Raw genomic sequence first — 26,452 nt, 5'->3', positions numbered from 1 at the left:
TTATTGGAAACATAATGAAAAGCCCCGCCAGGCATGCCCGGCGGGGCTTTTTGGTCTAACCGACGGCTAGCAAGCTATTTTAGTGCAATACCAGCAATGTAAACGGCGGCAGGTAGGCCATGGCGGTGACCACCAAGCCAACCAGGCAGGCCAGCGCCAGCGAGTGGAAGAACACGTAACGCAGGATCACGCCTTCCTTGCCGTAGTACTGGGTTGCTGTCGAAGCCACCACGATGGATTGGGCGTCGATCATCTTGCCCATCACACCGCCAGCCGAGTTGGCGGCGGTCATCAGCACCGGAGACAGACCCAACTGGGTGGCCGATGCCTTTTGCAGGCCACCGAACAGGACGTTGGCAGCGGTGTCGGAACCGGTGAGTGCCACGCCCAGCCAGCCCAGCAAGGTGCCAAAGAAGGGGTAGAGCACGCCAGTGTGCGAGAACGCCAGGCCCAGGGTGATGTCCACGCCGGAGTAACGGGTCAGGTAACCCAGTGCCAGCATGGCCACGATGGTGATCAGCGAGTAGCGCAGCGACCAGAAGGTCTGACCGTACACTTTTACCAATTCGCTCGGGCGGTAGCCCATGATCAGGCCAGACAGGATGCCGGCCACCAGAATGCCGGTACCGGTGGTGGACAGGATATTCAGCGAATACACCGCAGCTTCAATATGTGGCTTGGCCACCACGGGCGGCATTTTCTGAACCAGATTGTCCAGGCCAGGCCAATGGATGTTCAGGGTGAAAATGGCATCCAGTGCCTTTTTCACATTCGGCGAGCCCCAGGCAAATACCAGCACCGACAAAATCAGCCACGGCAGCCAGGCACGGATCACGTCACTGGTGGAATAACCATGCTTGGGTTGCAGTGCGGTTTTGCCAGCGGCTTCAGCTGCAGCACCGGCCATGGTGCCGGCGGTGGAGGTGTATACCTCTTGCGGGTGCCATACCTTCAGGAACAGCACCAGGGCAGCGATGGAGCAGACCGAGGCGATCACCGCCACCAGCTCAGGCCCCATGGTATTGGAGACGATCAGCTGCGGAATGGCAAAGGACAAGCCAGCTACCAGCGCGGCAGGCCAGATGCGCAGGGTGTTTTTCCAGCCACAGAAGGCAATCAGCAGCCAGAACGGCACGATGACGGCGAAGATGGTCATCTGACGACCCACCATGGAGGAAATCAGCATCACGTCGATGCCGGTTACCTTGGCCAGGGTGGTGATCGGGGTACCCAGCGCGCCATAGGCTACCGGCGCGGTATTGGCAATCAGCGACAAGCCGGATGCGGCCAGCGGGGAGAAGCCCAGGCCGATCAGCATGGCACCGGTCACGGCTACCGGGGTGCCGAAGCCGCCAGCGCCTTCGAAGAAAGCACCAAAGCAGAAGGCAATCAGCAGCAGTTGCAGGCGGCGGTCTTGTGTCACGCCGGTAATGCTCTCGCGCAGGATGGCAAACTGGCCTTTACGTTCTGTCAGCTGGTACAGGAAGATGACGTTGAGGATGATCCAGCCGATTGGCAACAAGCCGTTGGCTGCACCCATCAGGGTGGCACTGAGTGCCATGCTGCCGGGCATGCCAAAGATGCCGATGGCAACCACGAGGGATGTAATCAGGCCCATCAAGGCAGCAATATGTGCCTTGATATGGAAAATGCCGAGCGCGCCCAGCAGCACGATGACCGGCAACGCTGCGCACAGCGTAGACAGCCACGGGTTGCCCAGTGGGTCGTAAACGTGGGACCACATGATGGTTCTCTCCAATGATTGTTGGCGTTGATCGGGCGCAGCAGTTGCCGCTGTGCCCCTTATCGAGCGTTCCGCCTGTTTTTGTACTGGTGGCGGATGGCGCAACTGTAGTGATCAAGCATCAAATCGTCATTTAGGGCTTGCCCTTGCGGGTTTACCCTGTGTCGGTCTGCAAAAATGGAGAGTGCAGGTTCAGGCCGGGCTGGTTCTGGCGTCAGTATCTGTATTTGGGGTGGGAATTGGCAGGTAGTCGTTGTGTGGTTCTCGCAGACGGAAAAATGCCACTCGCTGCTGCAAGGCTTCGGCATGTTGCAGCATTTCTCGGGACTGGGTGACCAGATTGAGTGACTCTTCCGCATTTTGTACCGAGGAATAACTTAACTGGTTGAGCGACTGCGATATCTGGTTGATGCCGAGATTCTGTTCCTGGCTGCTGCTGGTAATGTGTTCCACCAGGCGTCGCGTCTGGATGATGGTGTCCTCCAGCATGCCCATGGCGCTGCCGGCATGCTCCGCCCGGGCTTTGGTCTGTTGCGACAGCTGCTGGATTTCCTGCGCAACGTCCTTGCTGCGTTGCGCCAGCTTGCGCACTTCCTGGGCGACCACGGCAAAGCCCTTACCGTGTTCTCCGGCTCTGGCAGCTTCAATGGTGGCATTCAAGGCCAGCAAATCTGTCTGATAAACAATGTCGTCGATCTGGTCGATGCACTGAATGATATGGTGCAGAGCCTGTACCGTGTTTTCCACCAGCAGACGGCCCTCACGGGTGGCCTCGACGGCGGCGACTGCTTGTTGCTCGGTTTGCAGGGCGCTATGCATGGTGGCATCCAGCGTGGATGAGAACTGCTGCAAGGTGGTGGCAATTTCTTCCAGATGTGCCGCTTGGCCGCTGGTTTGCTCCCCCACATGGCTGGCTGCATGTTCTACCTGTCCGGACAAGGTGCGCATATCGGTGGCGGTCTGACGGATGCCCTGCATGACGGTGCTCAGGCGGCTGATCATGCGGTCCAGCACGCTGTTCATGCTGTCAGGGTTGGCCTGCGGTAGCTGAGCCTGCCACTGCCCTTCGGCCAAATTGCCGATATGCTGCCGGGTTTGTGCCGGTTCGCTCCCAAGTAAGGCAATCAAGCGGCGGTAGTTCCAGCGTAACAGCAAGGCGACAATGCAGAGGGTCAGCAGCAGTGCCAGTGTCAGCAGCTGCCAGTTGCGCATATTACTGGCGGCAGCCTCGTTTTCCAGTTGTGCTTGGTGCTGTTGGGCCAGGGCGACGGCTTGGTCAATGGCGTGACGGTGCTGACCGTATACTTGCTGCATATGGGCGAAGATGGCATTCAGCTTGCTGGTTTGCTGTTTGTGCAAGGCAGGTATCAGGTGCTGGTGGAGCAGGGTAAAAAATTCACGCCCATATTCCTGTGCCTGCCCGATCAGCATTTCGCGCAGGCCAATGGGCAAATCCTGCTGTTGCCAGTATTGGTAGCGCTGATTGAATGCCTGTTCCTTGCGTTGCAGCTGGCTGATCAGTTGGGCTTGCTGTTCGGCTGGGGCGTTACGGAGCTGATGGGCCAGCAGGTTGGCTTCAATGATGTAGGAAGGCGGCGGCAGAATGTCTGCGACCAGGTCTTTTGACTGGATAATGCGCTGATACTGCGGGCCACCAATGGTGATCTGGCGTACCAGCAGGCTTGCTGCCATGGCTACACAGGCAAGCAGGCTGGCCAGGATAAGGGTGAGCCAGATAAAACGCTGGCGCACCGAAAACATGCGGTGTTGGATAAGCATGAATGACATTCCCCGATAGGTGCGCATGGCGCATGCCTGGCAGGCACGGTGCGCTACGCTATTGTTGTCGGGCAGGGTACGGTGCAGATGCTTGCCGTACAGGCGACCCATTAACAGGGATAGCACACGTCAGGGGTGTCTTATAGGTTAATACTGGTCGATAGTATGGTTATTTTGAATTTGCGAGAAATAGCCAGGAATTTGTGTGAAGCCTGCACTAGATAGCAGATCCGGCAGGCGGCCTGTCGCACCCTGGCAAGGCTTCAACCGGCTTGACCTTGCAGCGGCAGGGCGGTCAGCTTGCCGTCGGCATCCAGGCGCAAATAGCCACCGCTGCTGCCGTGCCAGTCGCGAATCACCCAGCGCTCTGCCGCGTGACCAGCCTGCCGATGGTGGTGGGTAGCCGGACGGTGGGTATGGCCGTGAATCAGCGTGGGCCAGCCATGGCTATCCAGCAATTCCAGTACCGCGCTATCGGTAACATCGGTAATGGCACTCAGGCCTTGCTGCTGTTTGGCTGCCTCGCTTTGCATGCGGGCCTGCGCTGCAATGGCGTGGCGCTCGGCCAGTGGCCTTGCCAGCATGGCCGCCTGCCAGGCCGGGTTACGGCTGATGGCGCGGAATTGCTGATACGCGGTATCTGCGGTACACAAGGCGTCACCATGGCTGAGCAGATAGCGGTGACCGTATGCATCCAGCAGGTAGGGGTCTTCCAGCAAAGCGGCGCCGCTGCGCTGGGTAAAACCGCTACCCAGCAGGAAGTCACGGTTGCCGCGCATCACATAGAGTGGGGTTTGGCGAGAGAACTGCTGCATGGCCGCGAGCATGGCTTGCAGGAAAGCCGAATCATCATCATCGCCCACCCAGTATTCGAACAGGTCACCCAGGATGAACAGGCTATCGATCTGCCCCTGCCATTGCTGCAAGGTGTCTACAAACAGCTGGCATAGCGCCGGGGTGTCTTCGCTCAGGTGCAGGTCGGAAATGAAGTGATGGCTCATGATGGTTCAATAGCAGCAACAAACGTCAAAAAGATAAAGCAAAGCCAGCCCACCCGAAAGGGAGCTGGCTTGCAGGCCGGGCGGCTGTTGGCAGCCCTTGCCGGATCAGATGATCTCGGCTTTTTCCAGCACCACGGCTTCTACCGGTACGTCCTGGTGGCCACCGCTACGACCGGTGCGTACGGTCTTGATGCGGTCAACCACGTCCTGGCCTTCCACAACCTGGCCAAACACGGCATAGCCCCAGCCCTGGGTGGATTCGGATTTGAAGTCGAGGAAGTCGTTGTCAGCCACGTTGATGAAGAACTGGGCCGACGCGGAGTGCGGGTCCATGGTGCGGGCCATGGCAACGGTGTAAGTCTTGTTGGAAACACCGTTGTTGGCTTCGTTCTTGATCGGATCGCGGGTGTCTTTTTGCTTCATGTCGGCATCAAAGCCACCGCCCTGAATCATGAAACCGTTGATGACGCGATGGAAGATGGTGCCGTCGTAGTGGCCGCTCTTTACGTATTCTTCAAAGTTGGCTGCGGTAACCGGAGCCTTGTCGCTGAACAGTTCCAGCACGATTTCGCCAAAATTGGTGGTCAGTTTGATCATGGATAGTCCTTTACTTATTGGTTTGAAGCGTGGGCTTGATGCTGTGTAATGCCAGCCTGCGGATGGCAGGCTGGTGAAGTCGGGGTCAGGGCTTGACCACCACCTTCTGGATCACGATGGGCTCGAAGGGCACGTCATCCATGCCTTTCATGCTGCCGGTATGGGTTTTGGCAATACGGTTGACCACGTCCATGCCCTTGCTGACCTTGCCGAATACGGCATAGCCGATGCCTTGCGGGCTGGGATTCTTATAGTCGAGAAATTCGTTGTTGGCCACGTTGATGAAAAACTGGGCCGTGGCGGAGTTGGGGTCGGCCGTGCGTGCCATGGCGATGGTGCCGATGGTGTTTTTCAGGCCGTTGGCGGCTTCATTGGGGATGGGGGCGTTGGTTTTCTTTTGTTCCAGCTTGCCGTCAAAACCACCGCCTTGAATCATGAAGCCGTCGATGATGCGATGAAACACCGTGCCGTTGTAGAAGCCGGCTTTGGCATAGGATACAAAGTTGGCCACGGTCTTGGGTGCTTTGGCCGAATCCAGGGTGATTTCGATTACGCCTTTGTTGGTGGTCATTTCCACCACCTGCGCAGCATGTGCCAGCAAGGGCAGGGCGCACAGGGCAAGACTAGTGAGTAGTTTTTTCATGGACGTGTCTGATGCTATCGGCAGGAACAAAGCCGGATTCTAGCACAGCAGCCGCATCGCGGATGCGGCTGCATTGATCGCCCAGATGTCTAGCGCAAACCGCTCAAACGTCGAAACGCAGGGATTTGTCTTCGTCCTCCGTGAGCATGTGTTTGGGGGCTCCCACGATCAGCGGGTCGGCTGCGTGGGCAACGCGAGGGTCCTTGTTGGGGTAGTCCAGGCTGGCCAGAAAGTGGCGGATGCAATTTAGCCGCGCCCGTTTTTTGTCGTCGGACTTCACCACCACCCAGGGCGCATCGCCGGTATTGGTGTGGAAGAACATGGCCTGCTTGGCGGAGGTGTAGTCATCCCATTTATCCAGCGACTGGATGTCGATGGGGGAAAGCTTCCAGTGCTTGAGCGGGTCGTCACGACGCGAGATGAAGCGGCGTAGCTGTTCTTCGCGGCTTACCGAAAACCAGAACTTGAACAGATGGATGCCGCTGTTGACCAGCATGCGTTCCAGTTGCGGGGTCTGGCGCATGAATTCCAGATACTCGTCCGGATTGCAGAAGCCCATTACCCGTTCCACGCCAGCGCGGTTATACCAGGAGCGGTCGAAAAACACGATTTCGCCGGAGGACGGCAGGTGTTCGATATAGCGCTGGAAGTACCATTGGCCACGCTCGCGTTCGGACGGCTTTTCCAAGGCCACCACACGCGCACCGCGCGGGTTAAGGTGTTCCATATACCGCTTGATGGTGCCGCCCTTGCCGGCGGCATCGCGGCCTTCAAACAGGATAACGATTTTCTGCCCGGTTTCTTTCACCCAGTTTTGTACTTTCAGCAGCTCAATCTGCAGCTCCATCTTGATTTTTTCGTACTCGGCACGGCGCATGCGCGTGCGGTAGGGAAAGCTGGCTGGCAGTTCGGCGGTACTGCTGTCTTCACTGGTGCCATGCGGTGCTTCCGCCACCTGCAGGGCAACCGGTTGCTGGCTGACGGTTTCGATGGCCTTGACCGATTCCTGATGTACGCGCTTGACGTTGCTCTGGCGACTGCTGGGGCTGCGGGCAGGCTTGCGGCTGGTGGCCGGGCTGGTGGTGGGTTTGCTCTCGGTGGCAGCTTCGGTATCGGTAACGGTGGTGATGGCGGGATCGATATTCTTGTCTTGCGTCATGTTTTCCCCTCATGCTGAAGTGGTCTTGAAACCATGCTACGCCTGTTGAATTGGGGTGTCGACATGCCTTTGCCATGACGGGGCCGGCCACAGAAGCGTGCCTGAATGGCGCGTGTCCCTTGCACTGCGCGAGGCCGGCGTCGATGATGACAGTACAAACTCGCAAGCACGGCACTCTTTGCTTCAGCTTGCCATCACTGAAAGTCGCATCATGTTAAGTACGGGTTTTCGTCCGCGTCTTGTTGATACCCTGAAAAGTTATAACCGCCAGCTGCTACGCGATGACATCATGGCGGGCATCACCGTGGGTATTGTCGCGCTGCCACTGGCGATGGCTTTTGCCATGGCCAGCGGTGTCACACCGCAAGCGGGTATTTTTACTGCCGTCATCGGTGGTTTTCTGGCGGCGCTGCTTGGTGGCAGCCGCTTGTCGGTCACCGGGCCTACCGGCGCTTTTATTGTCATCATCTATGGCATCGTGGCCAAGTATGGCGTGGCCAACCTGCTGATCTGCACCTTCATGTCCGGGGTGATGCTGGTGTTGATGGGCATCTTCCGGCTGGGGCAGGTGATCCGCTTTTTCCCGCTGCCGCTGATTACCGGTTTTACCAATGGCATTGCCGTGCTGATTTTCCTTACCCAGCTGAAAGACTTTTTCGGCCTGCCGGTGGAAAAGATGCCTGCTGGTTTTTTTGCGGTGATGCAGGTGTTGCGCGAACAACTGGGTAATTTTCACTGGCCGACCTTGCTGCTGTCCGGGGCCAGCTTGCTGCTTATCCTGCTATGGCCGAAGAGACTCAACCGGCTGTTGCCCGCGCCCTTTGTTGCGCTGATTCTGGCAACGCTGGCCACGGCCTTGTTCAACCTGCCGGTGGCCACGCTGGGTAGCAAGTTTGGTGGCATTCCGCAAGGCTTGCCCAGCTTTGGCGGGCTGGATCTGGACCCGACCCACCTATCAGACCTGTTGGCACCTGCCTTTACCATTGCCCTGCTGGGGGCAATTGAATCCCTGCTGTGTGCCGTGGTGGCGGACAGCATGACCTCCGACAAGCATGACTCCAATCAGGAGCTGATCGGCCAGGGTATTGCCAATATGGTGGCGCCGTTTTTTGGCGGCATTCCAGCTACCGGTGCGGTGGCGCGCACCGCCACCAATATCAGCAATGGCGGTAAAAGCCCGGTAGCCGCCATGGTGCATGCCGTGTTGCTGCTGTTGATTTTGCTGGTGGCTGCGCCCCTGGCAGCCAGCATTCCCTTGGCGGTGCTGGCGGCCATCCTGATTTCGGTATCACTGAAGATGGGCGACTGGGATATCCGCAAGGCGTTTCAGTTTCCCAAGCGTGATACCGCCGTGCTGATTGTCACCTTTGTGCTGACCGTGGTGTTCGATTTGACGGTGGCGGTGCAGATCGGCCTGTTGATGGCGGCGGTGTTCTTCATCCGCAGCATGGCCAGTCATACCTCGGTCAATCGCTTGTTGCCGGAATATGCGCAGTTGTTTGAACGGCATACCATTGCCGGCAAGCATGTGCCGGATGGTTGTGCGGCTTTCCGGGTGGAGGGAGCGCTGTTTTTTGGTGCGGCGGATAGTGTGGAAATCATCCATCAGCAAGCCGAACAGGCTCGCGTCATCATTTTGCAATTGCACCGGCTGGTGTTGCTGGATACCACCGGCCTGCTGGCTCTGGACAGTCTGAACGACAAGCTGCGGGTGCAAGGCAAGACGCTGATCTTGTGTGGCGCAACCGATGAGGTGCTGGACATGCTCAAGGGGTCGCGATTGGTTGACGACCTGGGCGAGGACAATCTGCAGCCGGACTTGGCCGCTGCCTTGCTGCGTGCCGAACAGTTGTTGACCAGCGGCGTGGTGTGGGGCTAGTCCAGCTGTCCTTCCGCACGCAATACCTGGCTTAGCGCCTCGAAACACTGCGGGTCGATGGCGCTGTGCAGGTTCTGCCGCATGATGTCCAAGGTTTTGGCAACGGGGGTGGCGGGGTGGTAGGGGCGCTCGGCATTGATGGCATCAAAGATGTCGGCGGTAGTGATGATGCGGGTTTCCAGCGTGATGGCGTCTCCGGCCAGGCCACGCGGATAGCCTTTGCCATCCAGCCGTTCGTGATGGGCTGCGGCCACCTCGGCTAGTTCGGCGAAGATGTCCATGCGTCCCAAAATGGCATGGGTATAACTGGCATGCCGTTGCACCGCCGCCCATTCTTCGGCATCCAGTTTGCCTGGCTTGTCCAGAATGCTGTTGCTGACACCCAGCTTGCCCACATCGTGTAGCAGTGCGCCACGCTTGAGCCAGCGGCGGCGGGCATCATCCATCCCGAGGGTAGCGGCAATCCGGTCGGCATAGTGGCCTACGCGCTGGCTGTGGCCTGCAGTGAAGGGGCTTTTGGAGTCGACCACCTGACCAAAGCCTTCGGCGATTTCATCCAGATAGTCTTCATCCACTTCCACCTGATGCTGGGCCGGTTCCAGTGCCAGTACTGCCTGATCGACGCTGTCTGACTCCAGTACCTGCCAGAAGGCCTCGTCACCCGCCACGCGGGCAAAGCATTCCACCAGTTGCGGGTCGAACCAGCTGCCGGCGCGGCTGCTGATTTCCATCAGCGCACCGTCGCGGCCGCTGGTAATGTGAAACACATCAATCACCTGTGCCAGCAGGGCAATGCGGGCATTGAGCGGAATGGCTTCACCCTGTAAACCCAGTGGCCGACCGGAGCCGTCCCAGTGTTCGTCCAGCGACTGAATGCCACGTGCCACCTTTTCGTTGAAGCGTAGCTGGCGGGCGATATCGGCACCCCGGTGGCAACGGGTGTGGATCAGTTCGTCGGCAATTTCCTTGCCATTGCGCATGATATTGACGATGGAGGCCAGCCTATTGGCCCAGCCGGCGTGGCGGCCGGTATGGCTGAACACAAAGCTCAGCATCTGTGGCAAGCCTTCACCTACCCGTTTGAAGTCCTGCTTGAACTGGCGATCGTCGGTCAGGTAGAGCGCGCTGATGCGGGCGGCATTGCTGCTGCATCCCAGGTCTTTCAGCAGAATGGCGTAGTACAGCTCCCATTGTGACTGGCTGTCCAGCCCGATGGCGCGGCCGATATGCATGCCTATCCAGCAGCTGCGCACGCAATGGCCTTCTGGCTGTCCCTCGGTAATGTCCAGCGCATAGCTGAGCGAGCCCAATAGTTCGGCCAGCTTGAGTGAGGCGGCCATCGTCGGTGTCCTGTTTATAAAGCCTGTCTGTACTGTAACTGGCGCTGGCGGATTTGCCCAAGAAAAACGGCATCGTCATGGTGACGATGCCGCTGGCTGGTAGGCTTGATTTAGCGTTTGGTCTTGTGGCGGTTATTGCTGCTGCCCGCCATGCCGGTGCCAGCCGGTTTGCTACCGGGCTTGGCACCTGGACGGCCAGTGGCTGGCGGACGGCCACCCAATGGCTTGGACTGCGGTGCGCTGGCCTTGCCATGGCTGCTGCGCGGCTGGCCGGGTTTACCGCTGCCCTGGCGTGCTGCCGGTGCTCCCATGCGATGGCGGATGGCGGCGGCCTTGTCGCCCGGCGGGGTGGGCGGAATCAGGCAATGCTTGCTGTGGCCGATCAGGTCGCGGCGGCCCATGTCAATCAGGGCGTCGTGGATGATCTGCCAGTTGTCCGGGTGGTGATAGCGCAAAAAGGCCTTGTGCAGCTTGCGGCGGTAGCCATCGCGCACCACGTCCACCTTTTCTGAACTGCGGCTCAGCTTTTTCAGCGGATTGCGCCGGGTATGCCACATGGTGGTGGCCATGGCCATTGGCGTCGGGGTAAAGGTTTGCACCTGATCCAGACGGAAGTTGTTCTTCTTCAGCCACAGCGCCAGATTCATCATGTCCTCATCGCTGGTGCCGGGGTGGGCGGCAATGAAGTAGGGGATCAGGTACTGCTCCTTGCCGGCCTGGCGGCTGAAGCGCTCGAACAGCTCCTTGAACTTGTCGTAAGCGCCCATGCCCGGCTTCATCATCTTGGACAGCGGGCCGTCTTCGGTGTGTTCCGGGGCAATTTTCAGATAGCCGCCCACATGGTGCTGCACCAGTTCCTTGATGTATTCGGGCGAGCGCACCGCCAGGTCGTAACGCAGGCCGGACTGGATGTTGATCTTCTTCACGCCGGGCAGGGCACGTGCCTTGCGATACAGCTGGATCAGATGGCTGTGGTCGGTATTCAGGTTTTCGCAGATGTCGGGGAATACACAGGACAGCTTGCGACAGGAACGCTCGATGTTCGGGTCCTTGCACGACAGGCGGTACATATTGGCTGTCGGGCCGCCCAGGTCGGAGATGTGGCCGGTGAAACCCTGGGTTTTGTCGCGGATTTCCTCGATCTCGTGCAGGATGGATTCTTCCGAACGGCTCTGGATGATGCGGCCTTCGTGCTCGGTGATGGAGCAGAAGGTACAGCCGCCAAAACAACCGCGCATGATGTTGATCGAGTACTTGATCATCTCCCAGGCCGGAATGTGCGCATTGCCATAGCTCGGGTGGGGATTGCGGGCGTAGGGCAGGCCGTAGACGAAGTCCATTTCCTCGGTAGTCAGCGGAATGGGCGGCGGGTTCAGCCACACATCGCGGCTGCCGTGCAATTGCACCAGCGCTCGGGCGTTGCCGGGGTTGGATTCCAGATGCAGGGTACGGCTGGCGTGCGCATACAGCACCGGGTCGTGCGCCACGGCTTCGTAGGCCGGAATGCGGATGACGGTTTTGGCGCGTTCGGCGCGGCGCTTGGCCAGGCGCTCTTCGCGTGATTCGATGCGGATGATCTGCGGGGCGGTCGGGTCGCTGTTCTTGGTGGCTTCTGCGGCCTGCTCCGGGATTTCCTGATACGGATTCAGGTGTACGTCCACCTTGCCTGGGGTATCCACCACGCTGGAGTCCATCTCCTGCCATTCTTCGTCCGGCCGCCAGCCTTGCGGCACCACGAAGGCAGTGCCACGAATATCGCGCATTTCCGACAGCTTTTCGCCCTTGGCCGCGCGGTGGGCAATTTCCACCAGGGCGCGCTCGGCATTGCCATACAGCAGGATGTCGGCCTTGGAAGTAATCAGCACCGACTGGCGCACCTTGTCACTCCAGTAATCGAAGTGGGCGATGCGACGCAGGCTGGCCTCGATGGAGCCAATCATCACGCCGATGCCAGGATAGGCCTCACGACAGCGTTGGGCGTAAACAGTAACGGCACGGTCCGGGCGCTTGTTGGGCTCGGCATTGGGGGTATAGGCATCATCCGAGCGTGGGCGACGATCCGCCGTGTAGCGGTTGATCATCGAGTCCATATTGCCGGCGGTGACGCCAAAAAACAGGTTCGGCTTGCCCAGCGCACGGAAGGGTTCGGCTGACTGCCAGTCCGGCTGCGCGATGAGGCCGACGCGAAAGCCCTGCGCCTCCAGTAAGCGGCCCACCAATGCCATGCCAAAGCTGGGATGGTCGATATAGCAGTCGCCGGTAATCAGGATGATGTCACAGGAATCCCAGCCCAACTGGTCCATTTCGGCACGGCTCATCGGCAGGAAAGGGGCGGTGCCAAAGCGGCTGGCCCAGTACTTGCGGTAAGAGGTGATCGGTTTTGCGGAGGCTGGCTGTGTCGTCATGCTGAATGAAGGCGGCTGGTGGCGCAGGTGAATAAGCAACCGGGCATTATGCCGCACTTTTTGATTTTTATCAGCATAAATTGTTGTTTTTAATGGCGAATTGCCATGTTGGGAGTAGGGGTGAGGGCTGGTGTTTCCCGTTGAAATTCAGTTGTTTGCCGTTTTTGCTGCCAGCAAAGCCCTGCCGGGGTGTGACCTTGAGCCTTGTTTGGCGTACCCTTGCGACTGATCTCCGTTTGTCATGACGATGTGTTGTTTTGCTTCACATCTTCGACACACAGCACAGGAAACGTTGCACATGAGCAGTCAGATTGTCCATTTGGACGCCAAGCCATTTCAATCCCAAGTGGCCGCGCTGGAAAGCGGCAAGGTTCTGTTTCTGCCGCAGCTGGACTTTGCCATCCAGCCCGCCGAACTGGCCTTGCTGAACCCGGCCATTGCCGACCCGAAACGCAAAAACATCAGCCTGGAGCCGCAGGCCGACGGCAAGCTGCACGGCGTGGCCGACCCGGCGAATGAGGCTGCGGTACGGGCGCTGATTGCCCGCTATCGCGAAGCTGCCTTTGCCCTGGTCGACCAGTTGCTGCCGGAATACCGGGGCAAGCTGCGTGCCGCGCCCACCAGCCTGCGCCTGATGCGGGTGGAAGATCGCCAGACCTCCTGGCGCAAGGACGACAGCCGCCTGCACGTGGACGCCTTTCCGTCCCGCCCCACTTATGGCGAGCGCATTTTGCGCGTGTTCTTCAATGCCAACCCCAATGGTGAGCCGCGTGTCTGGCGGGTGGGTGAGCCGTTTGCCGACATGGCCCGGCACATGCTGCCGCGCATTCCCCGGCAATGGCCGGGTTCAGCGGCGCTGATGGCCGCGTTGAAGATTACCAAGCGCAAGCGTAGTGCCTACGATCACCTGATGCTGCACCTGCATGACGCAATGAAGGCGGATATGGACTACCAGCGCACTTGCCCGCAGGAAACCATGCCATTTCCACCGGGCTGCGGCTGGGTGTGTTTCTCCGATCATGCGTCGCATGCGGTGATGTCCGGCCAGTTCATGCTGGAGCAAACTTTCTGGCTGCCAGCGCAGGACATGGCCGATCCGGCACGTTCGCCACTGGCCGAATTGCAGGCCATCACCGGTCGACAGCTACTGTAAACAAGCCGCCGGACAGGCAGGGAAACGGCCTGTCCGCCTGCTTTTGCCCGGCAGATTCCGCCATGCCGGGACTGCTACTCCCCATCAGGGGCAAATCGGTTACAATCACCGATTGCTTTCAATCAGTCTGCAGCCAGAACCATGAGCACGGAAAACAACGCGCCAGTAGTCAGCAACTTCATTCGCACCATCATTGACGAGGACCTGGCTTCCGGTAAGCACAGCACCATCGTCACCCGCTTCCCGCCGGAGCCCAATGGCTACCTGCACGTGGGCCACGCCAAATCCATCTGCCTGAACTTCGGCCTGGCCGAAGATTACCAGGGCAAGTGCAATCTGCGCATGGACGACACCAACCCGGAAAAAGAATCCGATGAGTTTGTGCAAACCATCAAAGACAGCGTGGAATGGCTGGGCTTTCAGTGGGATGGCAATGTCCGTTTCGCCTCGGATTACTTCGACGCGCTGTATGACTACGCCGTCGAGCTGATCAAGTCGGGCAAGGCCTTTGTCTGCGATCTGAACGCCGAAGAAATGCGCGCCTATCGCGGCAGCCTGACCGAACCGGGCAAGAACAGCCCCTTCCGCGATCGTAGCGTGGAAGAGAACCTCGACCTGTTCACCCGCATGCGCAACGGCGAATTCCCGGACGGCAGCAAAACCCTGCGCCTGAAGATCGACATGGCTTCCGGCAACGTGAACCTGCGCGATCCGGTGATCTACCGTATCCGTCGTGCCCATCACCACCGCACCGGCGACAAGTGGTGCATCTACCCGATGTACGACTACACCCACTGCATCTCCGATGCGCTGGAAGGCATCACCCACAGCCTGTGCACGCTGGAATTTGAAGACCATCGCCCGCTGTACGACTGGGTGCTGGACAACATCACCATCCCTTGCCACCCGCGCCAGTACGAGTTTTCCCGACTGGAACTGCTGTACGCGCTGACTTCCAAGCGCAAGTTGCAGGCTTTGGTGAACGATGGCTTGGTCAACGGCTGGAACGACCCGCGTATGCCCACCATCGAAGGCATGCGTCGTCGCGGTTTCAGCCCGGCTGGCATTCGCCTGTTTGCCCAGCGCATTGGCGTGTCCAAGGGTGAAAACATCATCGACATGAGCGTGCTGGAAGGCGCGGTGCGCGAGATGCTGGAAAACGAATCGCCGCGTGTAATGGCCGTGCTGGACCCGATCAAGGTGACGCTCACCAACTTCGATGCCGCCGTCACCGCGAGCCGCAGCGCACCTTTCCATCCGCATCACCCGGAATTCGGCCAGCGAGAAGTGCCGATCGCCCGTGAAATCTGGATTGAACGTGACGACTTTGCCGAAGTGCCGCCGCCCAAGTGGCAGCGCCTGACCGCTGGCGGCGAAGTGCGCCTGCGTTACAGCTATGTCATCAAGTGCGAAGAAGTGATCAAGGATGCCGATGGCAAGGTGGTGGAACTCAAGTGCTCCATCGACCACGACACCCTGGGCAAGAACCCGGAAGGCCGCAAGGTAAAGGGCGTGATTCACTGGGTATCGGCCGAACATGCCATTGAAGCGGATGTACGCCTGTATGACCGCCTGTTCACCGAGCCGCGTCCGGATGCCGTGCGTGGCGACGATGGCGAATACGTCGACTTCCGCCAGTTCCTCAACCCGGAATCGCTGAAAACCGTCACCGCCTATGTGGAAGACGCTGTGCTGAAGGCAGCCCCGGAATCGCGCTTCCAGTTTGAGCGCCTGGGCTACTTTGTCACCGACCGTTACGACCATCAGCAAGGTGCGCGCGCGGTGTTTAACCGGACTGTGGGTCTGCGCGACAACTGGAGCAAGTAAGTTTTGCCCAAACAAGTAAGTCAGTACTGACTTGCTTGGCGCGGTAGAACGCTGAAGCGGGCCAGACGGCCCGCTTTTTTCATGTCTGCTGCGCGGGCTACACCGTTAAGCGGGCACTGACAAGCTTCGCCAGCGCAGCATTTGATGCGCGTCGACTTTGGCGCGATGTAATTTGCCTGCTACACACGCCCTGCTTAGCATGAAAATCATTCAGTCTTGCTTTGCGGAGAAGTGTGATGAACCAGCCTCGCTTGCTGTATCTGCAATCCGGCGGCCCCACCGCCGTACTCAATGCCTCGGCGCAAGGGGTGATAGAAACCGCCCGCAAGCTGGGCATCTCGGTGTATGCCGCCCGCGACGGACTGGCTGGCCTGCTGGAAGACCGACTGGTGAATACCGATGGCGTGTCCGATCACGACATCGCCCGGCTGGGCTTTTTGCCTGGCGGGCATTTTGGGGTCAGCCGCCGCATGATAGGCCGTTTCGACGAATGCCCTGAAGACTGGCTGCGCATGAAAGAAGTGCTGGCGCGCCATGGCATTCATTATTTGCTGATCAACGGTGGCAATGGCTCGCTGGGCTGTGCCGCCCGGCTGGCGGATTTTCAGCGCCATACCGGCCACGCGCTGCATGTCATCGGTGTACCCAAAACCATCGACAATGATCTGCTTGGCACCGACAACAGCCCTGGTTATGGCTCGGCGGCCAAGTTTCTGGCCAGCACCATGCTGGAGGTGGGCATGGACATGCTGAGCATGGGGCGGGGCCGGGTGTTCATCATGGAGGCCATGGGCCGCCATACCGGCTGGCTGGCCGCTGCGCCAGCCGCCGCGCGCATTCATGGTGGCCAGGCTCCGCACATTGTGCTGCTGCCGGAAGTGCCGTTTGAGCAGGATAAATTTCTGGCAGCGGTGGATGCCAGTCTGGCTGCGCATGGTCAGTGTGCCATCTCGGTGGCGGAAGGGTTGACTGATGCCGCTGGGCGCTTTGTTACCGAGGCCAATGCCTCGGCCATTTATGGTCACGAGCAGCTGGGCGGAGTCGGCAGCTGGCTGGCGGCGCTGCTTAAGCGCGAACGCGGCCTGTCTGCCCATGTGGCGCAGGTGGATTATCTGCAGCGCGCGGCCGGGCATCTGGTGTCGGCCACCGATGCCGCCCAGGCTTACCAGATGGGTCAGCAGGGCGTGGAGTGGCTGCTGGCTGGCAAGAGCGGCGTGATGGCGGGTATCCGCCGCCTGTCCGATCACCCTTACCGCTGGGACGTGGCGGAATTTCCGCTGGCCCAGGTAGGCGATCTGGAAAAAGCCTTTCCGCCGCACTTCATCTCTGCCGATGGTTACGGCGTCACCCAGGCCTTTCTGGACTACCTGCTACCGCTGATGGAGGGGGAGCGCATGCCGCCTTTCCGTCAGGGCCTGCCGGATTACCGGCGGATTGAATGGCCGCCGGTGTGACCCCATCTGCCTACTTTCGTCAGGCAATCAGCCGGGCCATATGCCCGGCTTTTCATTTTTCGCGCAGCAGGACTGACCGTGTGCAGGCGCTTCGCGGGGGCTTGACGACTCTGCTACAATTTCCCCTTTTACCCAAGCACAGGTTATCGAGATCATGCTGAACGTGTACAACACCCTGACTCGCCAGAAAGAAGAGTTCCATCCCATCGAACCGGGCAAGGTGCGTATGTATGTGTGTGGCATGACGGTGTACGACCTCTGTCATATCGGCCATGCCCGCATGCTGGCGGCCTTTGACGTGATCTACCGCTGGCTCAAGGCCTCCGGCTACGATGTCAACTACGTGCGCAACATCACCGACATCGAAGACAAGATCATCAAGCGTGCGCTGGAGCGCGGCATCACCCCGGACCAACTGGTGGCGGAAACCATCGCCGACATGCACCAGGATGCCGCTGCGCTGAATCTGCTGCCGCCGACGCATGAGCCGCGTGCCACCCATCATGTGGGCGGCATGATTGCGCTGATCGAACAGCTGATTGCCAATGGCAAGGCCTACCCGGCCCCCAACGGTGATGTGTATTACGCGGTGCGCGAGTTTGCAGGCTACGGCAAGCTGTCCGGCCGCACGCTGGACAAGCTGCGTGCCGGTGAGCGGGTGGAAATCGACCCCAACAAGCGCGACCCGCTGGACTTCGTGCTGTGGAAGGCCGCCAAACCGGGCGAGCCGTCCTGGGACAGCCCGTGGGGTGCTGGCCGTCCGGGCTGGCATATCGAATGCTCGGTGATGAGCTGCCACCATCTGGGTGAGCACTTCGACATCCATGGCGGTGGTGAGGACTTGCAATTCCCGCACCACGAAAACGAAATCGCCCAGTCGGAAGGTGCGCACGGCCACCAGTATGTCAATTACTGGCTGCACAACGGCTTTATTAATGTTGATGGCGAGAAAATGTCCAAATCGCTGGGCAATTTCTTCACCATCCGCGATGTGCTGCAGCATTTTGACGGCGAAGTGGTGCGCTTCTTCATCGTGCGCAGTCACTACCGCAGCCCGGTCAACTACACCGACAGCATCCTCAACGATGCCAAGCAGGGCCTGACCCGTCTGTACACCGCCTTGCGCGGTCTGGATCTGCCGGCAAGCACGGGTATCGACTGGAACAACCCCTACGCTGCGCGCTTCAAGGCGGCGATGGATGACGACTTCAGCTCCTCCGAAGCCGTTGCCGTGCTGTTTGAGCTGGCCGGTGAAGTCAACAAGACGCGCGATGTGCAGCTGGCCCGCCTGATGAAGGACCTGGGCGGCGTACTGGGCCTGCTGCAACGTGAGCCGGAGGAATTCCTCAAGGCCGGTGCCGGGGAGGGCGAATTGACTGCCGAGCAGATCGAAGCCCTGATCCAGGCGCGTCGTGATGCGCGTGCCAACAAGAACTGGGCTGAGTCTGACCGTATCCGTGACGAGCTGATCGCCAAGGGTGTGGTGCTGGAAGACAATGCCCAGGGAACCAGCTGGCGTCGTGCCTGAGCCTGCATCGCTGGCCGGGAGAGTCCAGGGCGGCAGTCTGATAAGAGCTGCTAACAAAACCTCGTAGAGAACCCGGGCCAAGGCGCGCCGCCGCAGACAGTACATGGAGTACGGCAAGGCGGCGCAACGCTGGAGCGGGGGTTTTGTTAGCGGCTCCACAGGCTGTCGCCGTTTTCGTTTCGGGCGACTTGTCAAGTGCTGATAAAGCGCGGATAATGCACCCCTTCACCAAGTAGTACAGGCAAAACCCCTGTACCCGTAACCAAGGAAGCTCATCATGCGCGCTGATATTCACCCGAATTACAAAGAAGTTGCGGTTACCTGCTCCTGCGGTAACACCTTCACCACCCAGTCCACCATGGGCAAGGACGCCTTCCACATTGAAGTGTGCTCCAGCTGCCACCCGTTCTACACTGGTAAGCAGAAGATTGTTGATACCGCTGGCCGTATCGACAAGTTCAACCAGAAGTTCGGTGGCTTCTTCAAGCGCTAAGCTTGTAAGCTTTGGAAAAAAGGCAGCCCAGGCTGCCTTTTTTCATTTCCGCTGTGTGTGCTTGCACATTAAAATAACGCTTTCTCCAGACTGGCGCGCGCCTCGATGCTGACGTACTCCCCGCAAAACGCCACCGTTCCTGTTCCCACCGAAAAACCCTGGGTACTGCTTTTGCTGTGCTTTGTCTGGCTGTGGCCAGGCATCATCGGCCATGATCCGTGGAAGCCGGACGAACCCTATGTAATGGCCGTGGTGGATGGCATGCTGCGCAGCGGCAACTGGCTGCTGCCCACCATCCAGGGCGTACCCTATCTGGAATCCCCGCCACTGTATTACTGGGTGGCTACTGTTCTTGCCAAACTGTTTTCCCCCTGGCTGTTACCAGCGCATGATGCCGCCCGGCTGGCTACGCCGCTGTTCATGGCCCTGGGGCTTACCCTGGCCGGCATGACCGGGCGTGATCTGATTGGCCGCCGTCATGGCCGCAGTGTGGTGATGATTCTGATTGGCTGCCTGGGCCTGATTGTCACCGGCCACCAGATGACGCCAATGGTGGCCAGCTTCACCGGCTTTGCCGCTGCCTTTTATGCCCTATCGCTTACCCTGCGCTCGCCGGGACTGGCCGGGGCCATCCTGGGAGCGGGCAGTGCTGTGCTGTTTCTCAGTGCCAGCCTGCTGGAGGTGATGCTGGTGTGGGCGGTGGTCATCTTCTTGCCCGCTTTCACTGCCTGGCGTAACAAGCGCTATGCCATCACCGTGTTCATGGCCTTGCTGGTGGCGGTGCCGGTGGCGCTGATCTGGCCGCTGGAGTTGTCCCGCAGCTATCCGGCCTTGTTCCGCCTGTGGTGGGAACATCATGCGCTGGGGCCGCTGGAGGGCTTTGGCAAGGTTAGCCTGTTTCACGGTTTTGGCTATTACACCTTCAATACCATCTGGTTTGCCTGGCCTGCCTGGCCGCTGGCTGCCTGGACGCTGTACCGCAACCGCAAGTACGAGTTGCCCATGCTGCAACTGCCGCTGATGTTCTTTGCCGTGGTGCTGATCATGCTGACGCTGTCCGAGCGCAAGAGCATGGATTACGCCATGCCGCTGTTGCTGCCGCTGTCCCTGCTGGCGGCGGTGGAGCTGGATAATCTGCGCCGTGGTGCGGCGGCCTTTCTCAACTGGTTCGGCCTGATGGCTTTTGGCGTGTTCGGCCTGCTGATCTGGGCGGGTTGGGCGGCGATGAACTATGGCTGGCCGGAACGGTTGGCCGGGCGCGCACAGTATTTCAGTCCCTACTATGTGCCACATGTTTCCGTGCTGGCTGCGGTGTTTGCTGTGCTGGCCACCATGACCTGGATCTGGGCAGTAACGCGCAGCCATCTGCGTGGCCGGCAAGCCATTACCAACTGGGCGGCGGGTCTTACCTTGTGTTGGGGACTGGCGCTGAGCTTGTGGCTGCCATGGCTGGATGCAGCCAAGAGCTACCGCCCGGTGGTGGAAAGCATGCGTCGTGCCTTGCCTGCCGTGCTGGCCGATAACACACAGTGCATTGCTACCGAGCGGCAAAACATGGTGGCGCGTATCAGCTGGCACTACTATGCCGGGATTGATCTGGTGGCCTATCCGGCCGGGGAGAGCAGCCCTTGCGACTACCTGCTGCTGATGCGTTCGCGCAGCGAGGGCCTGGCCGAACCGGGTTGGGCCTTGTTGTGGCAGGGGGCAAGACCGCGTGAGAAATACGAGCTGTTCGGCCTGTTCCGGCGTTCCGCTCACTAAGCCTGCCGTTAACTGGCATGGCGTAATCAAACAGCAGGCCGGAGATTATCCGGCCTGTTTCATTGACGGGGCATGTTGGCGCTTGGGCTTAAGACTGTAATGCCGCCATGACCTCGGGCAGGCTCTCGGCCAGGGCAAACAGCTCGCGCTCCTCGAAGCGGACATGGGCAGTCATGGCATCGGCAAAAGCCTGCAGGATGGCCGGGCTGGCCAGCGCGCTATGCTGCATCAGCTGATGCAGGTGGGCATGCTCGTCCAGCGTGCGTTGCACCAGCGTTGTTTTGCCTGCCTGGGCCAGTGCTGGCAGCAGTGCGCGTTCTTCCTCGGCAAAGTGGGCTTGCAGGGTTTGCTGATAGTGCAGCCTGATGTGATCGGCAGCCTGTTGCCATTGCGCCTGCTCATCACTACGCGCTGCCTTGCCAGCCTGCATGGCCAGCGACAGGGCGTGGTGGTGGTCGCGGGATAGGGGAGTAAGGGCGGGGCTGCGTTTCATGCGGTAACCTGTTGCTGATATTGACGATAGCTTGCAAGCATCGCGGGCAAGCTGCCTTGATGGCTCTCAATTTTGCCCGGCTTGCCGTGGGCTGTGTTTTTTATTATCCAGCATGGGCGACAAGGGCTTCCCGCAGGAAGCCCTTGTTCTGCTCAAGCCTGTGGCATTCGCTTAGCTTTGCAGTTGCGGCAGATCGGCAAACAGCCGGAGCGCTTCCGGATTGGCCAGCGCACTCAGATTGTTTACGGGCTCACCGTGAATCACGTTTTTGACTGCCAGCTCGACAATCTTGCCGCTGATGGTGCGCGGGATATCTGCCACGGCAATGATGCGCGCCGGCACATGGCGTGGGCTGGCACCACGCTTGATCTGCTCACGCAGGCGGGCCGCCAGCGCTTCATCCAGCTGGCAACCTGCGCGCAGCCGCACAAACAGTACTACCCGTTCGTCGTCCTGCCAACGCTGACCTACTGCCAGGCTTTCCACCACCTCCGGGAAGCTTTCCACCTGACGGTAGATTTCTGCCGTGCCAATGCGCACCCCGCCCGGATTGAGTACGGCATCTGAGCGGCCATAAATCACCATGCCGTCGTGTTCGGTAAGTTCGGCATAGTCGCCATGACACCAGATGTTTTCAAAGCGCCCGAAGTAGGCCTGACGGTATTTGCTGCCCTGCGGGTCCTGCCAGAATCCTACCGGCATGGAGGGGAAGGGCCGGGTGCACACCAGTTCGCCCTTTTCCTGCCGTACTGGTCGGCCATGGCTGTTATAGATATCCACGGCCATGCCCAAGCCACGGCATTGCAGCTCGCCACGGTACACCGGCAGCGTGGCGCACCCCAGGGCAAAGCAGGACACAATGTCGGTGCCGCCGGAAATGGAGGCCAGATTGATGTCCTGCTTGATGTTGGCGTACACCCAGTCATAGCTTTCCGCCATCAGTGGCGAGCCGGTGGAGAAGACGGCGCGCAGCGCATCCAGCCGGTACTCGCGTGCAGGGGCCAAATCTATCTTGCGCAGTCCGTCGATATATTTGGCCGAGGTGCCGAAATGGCTGAATTGCCATTGCTGTGCATATTCCCACAGGATGTGTCCCTGATTGGCAAACGGCGAGCCGTCGTACAGCATCAGTGTGGCACCGCTGGCCAGGCCGGATACCAGCCAGTTCCACATCATCCAGCCGCAGGTGGTGAAGAAGAACAGGTGATCGCCCTGATGCACATCGCCATGCAGCTGATGTTCTTTCAGGTGCTGCAGCAAGGTACCGCCAGTACCGTGCACGATGCACTTGGGTTTGCCGGTGGTACCGCTGGAATACAGGATGAACAGCGGGTGGTTGAAGCCTACCCGGACATAGTGCAGCGGCTGCACCGCAAACGGGGCGATGAAATCGTCCAGCGTGATGGTGCGCGGCAGGCTTTCGGCAAAGACGGCGGTTTCCCCCAGATAGGGGATGGCGATGAACTGCTGCACCGAAGGCAGGCCTGCTGTCAGCGCCAGCATCTTGTCGCGGATGTCGATCTGCTTGCCGCCATACCAGTAGCCATCCGGGCAGAACAGCAGCTTGGGTTCGGTCTGGCCAAAGCGGTCGATGGCACCATCGATGCCGAAGTCGGGTGAGCAGCTGGTCCAGATGGCACCCAGGCTGGTGGCAGCCAGCATGGCGGCGACGGTTTCCGGCATATTGGGCAGGAAGCCGGCCACGCGGTCGCCCGCCACAATGCCCGCTGCCCGCATGGCTTGCTGCAGGCGGGATACCAACTGGCGCAGTGCCTGCCAACTGAATTCGCGCTTGACCTTGTCCTCGCCCCAGAATACCAGCGCGCTGCCTTCGCCATCCCGGCGCAACAGGTTTTCAGCATAGTTGAGGCGGGCGCCAGGGAAAAAGCGCGCGGCCAGCATATCGTCACCATGCTCCAGCACGGTGTCGCCCTTATCGCCGATGACGCCGCAGTAATCCCACACCAGTCCCCAGAAGCGGGCCGGGTCGTGCACACTGGCTTGCCACAGGCTGTGGTAGTCAGGCAGCGAACGGTCATATGCGGCCTCTGCCAGTTTGCCAAAGGCATGCAGGTGTGAGCCTGCCACACGCTGGGCGGAGGGTTGCCAGATCGGGGGGGTGAGCTGCTCCATGATTCTCCTCTTTATCTTGTCCTGCGCGATGCTTGCGCTGTCGGGGCGGACTCAGTGCGGTGCAGCCATGGCCTGCGCCACTTTGGTGCCGGGTTGCCGGCCTAGCAGCGCGGCGGCAAACCAGGCGGTTTCCACCAGGGCGGGCAGGTTGATACCGCAGTCCACCCCCAGGCCTTGCATCAGGTACACCACATCTTCCGTAGCCACATTGCCGGAGGCTCCACGAGCATACGGGCAGCCACCCAAGCCGGCAATGGATGAGTCGAAGGTGCGGATGCCTGCCTGAAAAGACGCATGAATATTGCCGATGGCCATGCCGTAGGTGTCGTGAAAATGGCCAGCCAGTTGCTCCATTGGCACCCGCTTGCTCACGGCTTCCAGCATGTCCAGCACCCGGTTGGGCGTGGCGGTGCCAATGGTATCGCCCAGCGATATTTCGTAGCAGCCCATGTCCTGCAGGCGGGTGGCCACTTCCGCCACCTTGGCCGGGGCGATGGCACCCTCATACGGACAATCCACCACGCAGGACACATAGCCGCGCACGCGGATGTTTTCACGTTGCGCCGTCGCCATGACGCTGTCAAAGCGGGCCAGGCTTTCGGCGATGCTGGCATTGATGTTTTTCTGGCTGAAACTTTCACTGGCGGCACCAAACACGGCAATCTCGCGTACGCCAGCGGCCAGTGCCTGTTCCATGCCCTTATCGTTGGGCACCAGCACCGGGTAATGCACCGGGCCGGGCAAATCCAGTGCCTGCAATACCTGCAGGCTGTCGGCCATTTGCGGCACCCACTTGGGCGAAACAAACGCGCCCGCTTCGATATGGGTAAGACCGCAGGCCGCCAGGCGGCGAATCAGCTCCAGCTTGCTGGCGGTATCTACCTGCTGTTTTTCGTTTTGCAGCCCGTCACGCGGGCCGACTTCAACGATTTTCACGGTTTGCATAGCGTGTTGTCCTCCGGGTCAGGCGGCGTCGAAGTCGAGCAACTCGTCGCCATCGCATACCTGTTCGCCCGCACCAAAGTAAAAGGCGTTTACCGTGCCATCGGCTGGGGCATGGATGGTGTGCTCCATTTTCATCGCTTCCAGAATCAGCAGCGGCTCGCCCTTGCAAACCTGCTGCCCGCTACTGGCCAGCAAGGCCACCACCCGGCCCGGCATCGGCGCTTTCAGGTGGGTGGCACCATGCACTTCTTCCGCGCTGACGGCATAGGGGTCCACCCATTCAACGCTCAGCCGTTCACCGTGCAGAAACAACACGCGTTGACCCTGCTGGCACACCACCGTGGCATGCAGTTGATGGCCATCCAGCGTCACTTGTAGCTGGCCCTGTTGCCATTGCGCCTGAGCTTGCATGGTTTGTCCGTTCACTGTCACGGCAAAGCCTTGTGGCAGATGACACAAGCTGACGCGGTGCAAGGTTTCGCCGTGCATGAATTGCTGTGTGCTTTCCAGCAGACCATTCAGACGCCAGCCCGGGCTTGCCGGGTAACTGGCCTGACAGACCAGGGTTTCAGCCAGGCCCAGCACCGCCAGTTGTTGCGTGCTGAGCGGCGTTGGTGCCGGTAGCAAGGCATCCTGATAGCGGGCAATCAGCCCGGTATCCACTGCACCGCTGGCAAAGCTGTGATGCTGCACAATGCGCCGCAGGAAGCTGATATTGGTGGTGACACCGGCCACCTGATACTGCGCCAATGCTGCATCCAGCTGTTGCAATGCTGCAGCCCGGTTTTCGCCCCAGACAATCAGCTTGGCAATCATCGGGTCGTAGAAGGGGCTGATGCTGTCGCCCTGCACCACGCCGGTATCAATGCGCACCTGGGCGCTTTCTGGCGGGGTTTGCAGGTGAATCAGCTGGCCGGTGGCGGGCAGAAAGCCCTTGTCCGGGTCTTCGGCATAAATGCGTGCCTCGATGGCGTGGCCGTGAATCTGCAGTTCGTCCTGCCGCAACGGCAGGGGCTGACCAGCAGCCACTTGCAACTGCCAAGCCACCAGGTCCTGCCGGGTGATCATCTCGGTGACCGGGTGTTCTACTTGCAGCCGGGTGTTCATCTCCATGAAGTAAAACGCACCCGGCTGGCCATCGTCCTCTACCGCCATGATGAATTCCACCGTCCCCGCGCCGACATAGCCCACCGCGCGTGCGGCGGCACAGGCGGCCTCGCCCATGGCCTGCCGGGTGCTGAGCGGCAAATCCGGTGCTGGAGCTTCTTCCAGTACTTTCTGATGACGGCGCTGCACCGAGCAGTCGCGCTCAAACAGATACACGCAGTTGCCATGGCTGTCGGCAAATACCTGGATTTCCACATGGCGCGAACGCGGCAGGTATTTTTCCACCAGCACCTTGTCGTCATCAAAGCTGGCGGCGGCTTCACGCTGGCAGGAGGCGAGGGCGGCGGAAAAGTCGTCGCTGCGCTCGACAATACGCATGCCCTTGCCACCACCACCGGCACTGGCCTTGATCAGCACCGGGTAGCCCATGGCATCGGCCTGCTGGTGCAGGAAGTCTGATTCTTGGCGCTCGCCGTGATAGCCGGGCACCAGCGGCACGGCGGCTTGTTCCATCAGCGATTTGGCGGCGGATTTGCTGCCCATGGCGGCAATGGCGCTGGCCGGTGGGCCGATAAAGGCAATGCCTGCTGCTTCGCAGGCGGCGGCAAAATCAGCGTTTTCCGACAAAAAACCATAACCGGGGTGGATGGCCTCGGCACCGCTCTGGCGGGCAATGTCCAGAATCAGCCCGGCCTTGAGATAGGATTCCGCCGCCGGAGCCGGGCCCAAGCGCCAGGCTTCATCGGCCAGTTTGACAAAGCGGGCATCGGCATCGGCATCGGAATAAACGGCAACAGTGGCAATGCCCAGCTGGCGCGCGGTCTTGATCACCCTACAGGCTATTTCGCCGCGGTTGGCAATCAGTATTTTCTTAAACATGGCAGTCTCCCGCGGCGAAATCGCCACGGCGCAGGCGCGCCGTCAGGCGATGTTGCTGCGCAGCTGCGCAGCCTTGCGGCTGCTGGTCACCCCTATTTGCAATCAGTATTTTCTTGAACATGGCGGCGTCCT

At 59.9% G+C, this 26,452-nt stretch carries 20 protein-coding genes; 7 read left to right on the top strand and 13 right to left on the bottom strand.

What is annotated here, in order from left to right:
* Positions 1-79: 79 nt before the first annotated feature.
* The 6 genes from ACODR9_RS07410 to ppk2 all read right to left on the bottom strand — a co-directional run bounded on the left by ACODR9_RS07410 (position 80) and on the right by ppk2 (position 6,725).
* Entirely contained in the window at positions 80-1,744 is a 1,665-nt protein-coding gene (locus tag ACODR9_RS07410; protein ID WP_488808523.1) for an L-lactate permease, read from the bottom strand.
* Positions 1,745-1,936: 192 nt separating this feature from the next.
* Positions 1,937-3,523: a methyl-accepting chemotaxis protein gene (locus ACODR9_RS07405; protein ID WP_488808522.1), complete on the bottom strand. Its 1,587-nt coding sequence runs from the start codon at positions 3,521-3,523 to the stop codon at positions 1,937-1,939.
* Between the two features lie 263 nt (positions 3,524-3,786).
* Positions 3,787-4,524, bottom strand: coding sequence for a UDP-2,3-diacylglucosamine diphosphatase (locus ACODR9_RS07400; RefSeq protein ID WP_488808520.1), 738 nt, complete (start codon positions 4,522-4,524; stop codon positions 3,787-3,789).
* A 105-nt stretch (positions 4,525-4,629) separates the two neighbouring features.
* On the bottom strand, positions 4,630-5,121 hold the full coding sequence (locus ACODR9_RS07395) for a peptidylprolyl isomerase (RefSeq protein WP_488808518.1): 492 nt from the start codon (positions 5,119-5,121) through the stop codon (positions 4,630-4,632).
* 85 nt (positions 5,122-5,206) lie between these two features.
* A complete protein-coding gene (locus tag ACODR9_RS07390; protein ID WP_488808517.1) occupies positions 5,207-5,764 on the bottom strand; it encodes a peptidylprolyl isomerase in 558 nt (185 codons plus the stop codon).
* A 103-nt stretch (positions 5,765-5,867) separates the two neighbouring features.
* Positions 5,868-6,725: a polyphosphate kinase 2 gene (gene ppk2, locus ACODR9_RS07385; protein ID WP_488808627.1), complete on the bottom strand. Its 858-nt coding sequence runs from the start codon at positions 6,723-6,725 to the stop codon at positions 5,868-5,870.
* A gap of 409 nt (positions 6,726-7,134) precedes the next feature.
* Here ppk2 and ACODR9_RS07380 point away from each other — a divergent pair, with 409 nt between their 5' ends.
* A complete protein-coding gene (locus ACODR9_RS07380) occupies positions 7,135-8,802 on the top strand; it encodes a SulP family inorganic anion transporter (RefSeq protein WP_488808515.1) in 1,668 nt (555 codons plus the stop codon).
* Here ACODR9_RS07380 and ACODR9_RS07375 read toward each other — a convergent pair.
* Together ACODR9_RS07375 and ACODR9_RS07370 are read right to left on the bottom strand one after the other, a co-directional pair.
* Positions 8,799-10,142: an HD-GYP domain-containing protein gene (locus ACODR9_RS07375; RefSeq protein WP_488808513.1), complete on the bottom strand. Its 1,344-nt coding sequence runs from the start codon at positions 10,140-10,142 to the stop codon at positions 8,799-8,801. The two genes, ACODR9_RS07380 and ACODR9_RS07375, sit on opposite strands and share 4 nt — an antisense overlap.
* Positions 10,143-10,252: 110 nt before the next feature.
* The gene (locus ACODR9_RS07370; RefSeq protein WP_488808511.1) at positions 10,253-12,547 is read right to left on the bottom strand and encodes a YgiQ family radical SAM protein; all 2,295 of its coding nucleotides are present in this window, start codon (positions 12,545-12,547) and stop codon (positions 10,253-10,255) included.
* Positions 12,548-12,845: 298 nt separating this feature from the next.
* Between ACODR9_RS07370 and kdoO the strand changes: the two genes are divergently transcribed.
* From kdoO to ACODR9_RS07340, 6 genes are all read left to right on the top strand, one after another.
* Positions 12,846-13,700 carry a Kdo hydroxylase KdoO gene (kdoO, locus tag ACODR9_RS07365; RefSeq protein ID WP_488808509.1) on the top strand — a complete coding sequence of 285 codons (855 nt, stop codon included), beginning with the start codon at positions 12,846-12,848 and terminating at the stop codon, positions 13,698-13,700.
* Positions 13,701-13,841: 141 nt separating this feature from the next.
* On the top strand, positions 13,842-15,527 hold the full coding sequence (locus ACODR9_RS07360; RefSeq protein ID WP_488808508.1) for a glutamine--tRNA ligase/YqeY domain fusion protein: 1,686 nt from the start codon (positions 13,842-13,844) through the stop codon (positions 15,525-15,527).
* Positions 15,528-15,763: 236 nt separating this feature from the next.
* On the top strand, positions 15,764-16,981 hold the full coding sequence (locus ACODR9_RS07355; protein ID WP_488808507.1) for a 6-phosphofructokinase: 1,218 nt from the start codon (positions 15,764-15,766) through the stop codon (positions 16,979-16,981).
* Positions 16,982-17,135: 154 nt separating this feature from the next.
* Positions 17,136-18,509 (top strand): cysteine--tRNA ligase, encoded by a 1,374-nt coding sequence (gene cysS / locus ACODR9_RS07350; RefSeq protein ID WP_488808506.1) that lies wholly within the window; start codon positions 17,136-17,138, stop codon positions 18,507-18,509.
* A 277-nt stretch (positions 18,510-18,786) separates the two neighbouring features.
* Positions 18,787-19,002 (top strand): 50S ribosomal protein L31, encoded by a 216-nt coding sequence (rpmE, locus tag ACODR9_RS07345; RefSeq protein ID WP_045847109.1) that lies wholly within the window; start codon positions 18,787-18,789, stop codon positions 19,000-19,002.
* Between the two features lie 105 nt (positions 19,003-19,107).
* Positions 19,108-20,763, top strand: coding sequence for an ArnT family glycosyltransferase (locus tag ACODR9_RS07340; RefSeq protein ID WP_488808505.1), 1,656 nt, complete (start codon positions 19,108-19,110; stop codon positions 20,761-20,763).
* Between the two features lie 88 nt (positions 20,764-20,851).
* On the opposite strand, the gene ACODR9_RS07335 is transcribed toward ACODR9_RS07340, so the two are convergent.
* The 5 genes from ACODR9_RS07335 to ACODR9_RS07315 form a co-directional block, all read right to left on the bottom strand.
* Positions 20,852-21,256, bottom strand: coding sequence for a hemerythrin domain-containing protein (locus ACODR9_RS07335; RefSeq protein WP_488808504.1), 405 nt, complete (start codon positions 21,254-21,256; stop codon positions 20,852-20,854).
* A 171-nt stretch (positions 21,257-21,427) separates the two neighbouring features.
* Positions 21,428-23,389 carry an acetoacetate--CoA ligase gene (locus ACODR9_RS07330; protein ID WP_488808503.1) on the bottom strand — a complete coding sequence of 654 codons (1,962 nt, stop codon included), beginning with the start codon at positions 23,387-23,389 and terminating at the stop codon, positions 21,428-21,430.
* Positions 23,390-23,440: 51 nt separating this feature from the next.
* Complete coding sequence (locus ACODR9_RS07325; RefSeq protein WP_488808502.1) at positions 23,441-24,334, bottom strand: hydroxymethylglutaryl-CoA lyase; 894 nt, start codon at positions 24,332-24,334, stop codon at positions 23,441-23,443.
* Between the two features lie 18 nt (positions 24,335-24,352).
* Positions 24,353-26,320, bottom strand: a complete 1,968-nt coding sequence (locus ACODR9_RS07320) for an acetyl/propionyl/methylcrotonyl-CoA carboxylase subunit alpha (protein WP_488808501.1) — start codon at positions 26,318-26,320, stop codon at positions 24,353-24,355.
* Positions 26,313-26,441, bottom strand: a complete 129-nt coding sequence (locus tag ACODR9_RS07315) for a hypothetical protein (protein WP_488808500.1) — start codon at positions 26,439-26,441, stop codon at positions 26,313-26,315. The genes ACODR9_RS07320 and ACODR9_RS07315 overlap by 8 nt, the downstream gene beginning before the upstream one ends.
* Positions 26,442-26,452: the final 11 nt, after the last annotated feature.

The sequence above is a fragment of the Aquitalea sp. FG25 genome (assembly GCF_057809375.1).
Note: the sequence above shows the minus strand (reverse complement) of the source record. Positions and strands in the feature narration are given on the sequence as shown.

What these genes read in the sequence shown, in the direction of transcription:
- ACODR9_RS07315 (WP_488808500.1), bottom strand. Translation starts at nt 26,441, where the DNA reads ATGTTCAAGAAAATACTGATTGCAAATAGGGGTGACCAGCAGCCGCAA.
- ACODR9_RS07380 (WP_488808515.1), top strand. Translation starts at nt 7,135, where the DNA reads ATGTTAAGTACGGGTTTTCGTCCGCGTCTTGTTGATACCCTGAAAAGT.
- ACODR9_RS07320 (WP_488808501.1), bottom strand. Translation starts at nt 26,320, where the DNA reads ATGTTTAAGAAAATACTGATTGCCAACCGCGGCGAAATAGCCTGTAGG.
- ACODR9_RS07360 (WP_488808508.1), top strand. Translation starts at nt 13,842, where the DNA reads ATGAGCACGGAAAACAACGCGCCAGTAGTCAGCAACTTCATTCGCACC.
- ACODR9_RS07405 (WP_488808522.1), bottom strand. Translation starts at nt 3,523, where the DNA reads ATGCTTATCCAACACCGCATGTTTTCGGTGCGCCAGCGTTTTATCTGG.
- ACODR9_RS07325 (WP_488808502.1), bottom strand. Translation starts at nt 24,334, where the DNA reads ATGCAAACCGTGAAAATCGTTGAAGTCGGCCCGCGTGACGGGCTGCAA.
- ACODR9_RS07355 (WP_488808507.1), top strand. Translation starts at nt 15,764, where the DNA reads ATGAACCAGCCTCGCTTGCTGTATCTGCAATCCGGCGGCCCCACCGCC.
- ACODR9_RS07330 (WP_488808503.1), bottom strand. Translation starts at nt 23,389, where the DNA reads ATGGAGCAGCTCACCCCCCCGATCTGGCAACCCTCCGCCCAGCGTGTG.
- rpmE (WP_045847109.1), top strand. Translation starts at nt 18,787, where the DNA reads ATGCGCGCTGATATTCACCCGAATTACAAAGAAGTTGCGGTTACCTGC.
- ACODR9_RS07370 (WP_488808511.1), bottom strand. Translation starts at nt 12,547, where the DNA reads ATGACGACACAGCCAGCCTCCGCAAAACCGATCACCTCTTACCGCAAG.
- ACODR9_RS07375 (WP_488808513.1), bottom strand. Translation starts at nt 10,142, where the DNA reads ATGGCCGCCTCACTCAAGCTGGCCGAACTATTGGGCTCGCTCAGCTAT.
- ACODR9_RS07410 (WP_488808523.1), bottom strand. Translation starts at nt 1,744, where the DNA reads ATGTGGTCCCACGTTTACGACCCACTGGGCAACCCGTGGCTGTCTACG.
- ACODR9_RS07390 (WP_488808517.1), bottom strand. Translation starts at nt 5,764, where the DNA reads ATGAAAAAACTACTCACTAGTCTTGCCCTGTGCGCCCTGCCCTTGCTG.
- ACODR9_RS07340 (WP_488808505.1), top strand. Translation starts at nt 19,108, where the DNA reads ATGCTGACGTACTCCCCGCAAAACGCCACCGTTCCTGTTCCCACCGAA.
- ACODR9_RS07400 (WP_488808520.1), bottom strand. Translation starts at nt 4,524, where the DNA reads ATGAGCCATCACTTCATTTCCGACCTGCACCTGAGCGAAGACACCCCG.
- ACODR9_RS07335 (WP_488808504.1), bottom strand. Translation starts at nt 21,256, where the DNA reads ATGAAACGCAGCCCCGCCCTTACTCCCCTATCCCGCGACCACCACCAC.
- cysS (WP_488808506.1), top strand. Translation starts at nt 17,136, where the DNA reads ATGCTGAACGTGTACAACACCCTGACTCGCCAGAAAGAAGAGTTCCAT.
- ACODR9_RS07395 (WP_488808518.1), bottom strand. Translation starts at nt 5,121, where the DNA reads ATGATCAAACTGACCACCAATTTTGGCGAAATCGTGCTGGAACTGTTC.
- kdoO (WP_488808509.1), top strand. Translation starts at nt 12,846, where the DNA reads ATGAGCAGTCAGATTGTCCATTTGGACGCCAAGCCATTTCAATCCCAA.